Source organism: Paenibacillus zanthoxyli JH29, from assembly GCF_000520715.1.
GTDB lineage: Bacteria > Bacillota > Bacilli > Paenibacillales > Paenibacillaceae > Paenibacillus_AQ > Paenibacillus_AQ zanthoxyli.
In genome coordinates, this window is sequence record NZ_ASSD01000488.1 from 1 (window position 1) to 3,030 (window position 3,030).

General features: G+C 57.7%; 3 protein-coding genes and 1 pseudogene. All 4 read right to left on the reverse strand.

What is annotated here, in order from left to right; translation table 11 throughout:
• A partial coding sequence (locus L691_RS29365) for a biotin/lipoyl-containing protein (protein WP_036737337.1) occupies positions 1 to 252 on the reverse strand: 252 nt, incomplete at its 3' end.
• Between the two features lie 64 nt (positions 253 to 316).
• Positions 317 to 1,303, reverse strand: a complete 987-nt coding sequence (locus tag L691_RS0118560; protein WP_025691899.1) for an alpha-ketoacid dehydrogenase subunit beta — start codon at positions 1,301 to 1,303, stop codon at positions 317 to 319.
• Positions 1,304 to 1,306: 3 nt separating this feature from the next.
• Positions 1,307 to 2,332, reverse strand: coding sequence for a thiamine pyrophosphate-dependent dehydrogenase E1 component subunit alpha (locus tag L691_RS0118565; RefSeq protein ID WP_025691900.1), 1,026 nt, complete (start codon positions 2,330 to 2,332; stop codon positions 1,307 to 1,309).
• A gap of 286 nt (positions 2,333 to 2,618) precedes the next feature.
• A pseudogene (locus L691_RS29370) lies at positions 2,619 to 3,030 on the reverse strand (dihydrolipoyl dehydrogenase); the annotation flags it as partial.

Genomic DNA, 3,030 nt, shown 5'->3' on the forward strand with positions numbered 1-3,030 from the left:
GGATACCGCGATCCGGCAGATCACTTCGCCGACCGCGACCGTCTGCCCTTCCTCCGCCAGAATATCGCCCATGACGCCGTCCACGGTGGACGGCAGCTCGGCGTTAACCTTATCCGTAATCACTTCACACAGCGGCTCATACTGTTCCACCGGATCACCCGGCTTCTTCAGCCATTTGCCGATTGTCGCCGATACCAGCGACTCCGCAAGCTGCGGCATCGCAACATCCGTCAACTTCTTGTTGTCGGTCATACTTTCACTCCTTAAACATGCTGTTCTCGCCAGATGGTTACTTGATTCCCACCAATTCCTGGTCCTAATACTGCGCCAGCCGCAGCATTTCCGCTTTCACTTTGTCCTTGCTGAGCATGAAAAATTTCTCCATCGGCGGGCTGATCGGCATCGCCGGAACATCTGGCCCGCACAGGCGGAAGATCGGCGCGTCCAGCTCGAACAGGCACTCCTCGGCGATGATCGCCGCTACCTCGGCACCTACGCCGCCCGTCTTGTTATCCTCATGCACAATCAAGACTTTGCCCGTCTGCCGCACAGCTGCCTTGATGGCCTCGCGGTCCAGCGGCTGCAGCGTGCGCAGATCGAGAATATGCGCCGTAATGCCCTGCTCACGCTCCAATTCCTCCGCCGCCTGCATCGCAAAATGCATCGGCAGGCTGTAGCCGATGACCGTGATATCATCACCCTCGCGGAGCAGGTTCGCTTCGCCGATCGGAATGGTATAGTCGCTTTCCGGAACGTCTCCCTTAATTAGCTTATAGCATTTCTTATGCTCGAAGAACAGCACCGGGTCCGGGTCGCGGACGGCCGCTTTCAGCAGCCCTTTCGCGTCATATGCCGAATACGGCGCGACGATCTTAAGACCGGGTGTGCCGAAGAATATCGATTCGGTACACTGTGAATGGTACAAGCCGCCGAAGATGCCGCCGCCGATCGGCGCGCGGATGACAACCGGACAGCTCCAGTCATTATTGGAGCGATAGCGGATTTTGGCCGCTTCGCTGATAATCTGGTTGGTCGCCGGAAGCATGAAATCGGAATACTGCATTTCCGCAATCGGCTTCATGCCGTACATCGCCGCGCCGATCGCCACGCCGGCAATCGCCGATTCCGCAAGCGGCGTATCCAGCACGCGCTCTGCGCCGAACTGCTCTTGCAGCCCCTTGGTTGTCGTAAACACGCCGCCCTTAACGCCGACGTCCTCCCCCAGGACGAAGACGGAGTTGTCGCGTTCCATCTCTTCCTTCATCGCCAGCCGGATGGCGTCGATATATTCCATCATTGCCATGAGCTACACCCCTCCCTCGGATTCGCTGTACACATGCAGCAGCGTATCTTCCGGTTTCGGGAACGGCGCATTGTCGGCGTATTCGATTGCTTCTTTGAGATCCAGATTACACTGAGCAGCTAGATCGCGTTCTTGCTCCTCGCTCCACAGTCCAAGCTCAGTCAAATACTCCCGGAAACGGGCTACCCCGTCTTTTTTCCAGTTCTCCTCGACCTCTTCTTTGGTACGGTACGCCAGGTCGTTATCGGAGGTGGAGTGCGGGGACAGGCGGTACATCATCGCTTCGATCAGCGTCGGGCCTTCACCCGCTATCGCCCGTTCACGGGCTTCCTTGACGGCGCGGTACACTTCCAGCGGATCGTTGCCGTCTACGCGCACGCCCGGAAAGCCATAGCCAAGCGCGCGGTCGCTAACCTTGCCGCCAAGCTGGCGGTGAGCCGGAACCGAGATCGCGTACTGGTTATTCTCGCACATAATGATAACCGGAAGCTTATTCACTCCGGCAAAGTTGCACGCTTCATGAAAATCCCCCTGATTGCTGGAGCCTTCACCGAACGTGACGAAAGAAACAAACTTCTTCTTCTGCATCTTGGCTGCCAGCGCAAAGCCGACCGCATGGGGAACCTGCGTCGTAACGGGGCTTGAGCCGGTAACGATACGCAGCCGCTTGCTGCCGAAATGACCGGGCATCTGCCGTCCGCCGCTGCTGGGGTCCTCCGCCTTGGCGAAGACCGACAGCATCAGCTCGCGGGTCGTCATGCCGACAGACAGCACGAATGCATAATCGCGGTAGTAAGGCAAAAAATAATCGTTCTCCCGGTCGAGCGCGAAGGCAGCCGCCACCTGCGCCGCTTCCTGGCCGATGCCCGAGACGTGGAAGTTGATCTTCCCGGCCCGCTGAAGCAGCAGGCTGCGCTCGTCGTATTTGCGCGCAAGCAGCATATATCGGTACATGTCGATCACTTGGCCGTCGGTCAGTCCAAGCGGCTCATGCCTGTTCACTTTATTTGCAGTACCTTGAGTATCCATAGTAGAGGTACCTCCTTAGTTCTGACCCCGATCCCGCCGCAGGAAGACCATTTGTTGATCTGATCTTAAAACCTGGTACTAATCGGGTATAAGTCTATTATATAGCGTTTGACTTCAAAAAGAAAAGCCGATCAGCGCCCGTTTGCGCGTGAATGACGCGGGGACGGGTGAAGCATTCTCCCGCTTCGGCCCGTATGCGGGCGCTGCAGAACTTTTTAGGTAAGTTACCTTCATCCGGAATGTCCGTAAATTGCGCCGGCCCGCGGGCTATTCAACCTCGGCCCTGTCAAATGCCGATGGCCTTGCCATCCACGGCAAGCATCGCTTCGCCGACAATTTCGGAGAGCGTCGGATGCGCATGGATCGCCTCGCCGATTTCCCAAGGCGTCGCATCCAGCAGCTGGGCTAATGCGGCCTCGCCGATCAGATCGGTCACATGAGGCCCGATCATTTGCACACCGAGAATGTCTCCGCTTGTCTTATCGGCGACTACCTTCACGAAGCCGTCCTTCGAACCGTACACAAGCGCCTTTCCAATAGCCGAGAAGGGAAATTTGCCGGTTGCGACATCGCGGCCCAGCGCTTTGGCCTCCTTCTCCGTGTACCCTACGCTCGCCACCTCCGGCCGCGTATATACGCAGCGCGGGACAAGGTGGGTATGGTAGGGATGCAGCCGCTCTCCGGCCAAATGATTGACC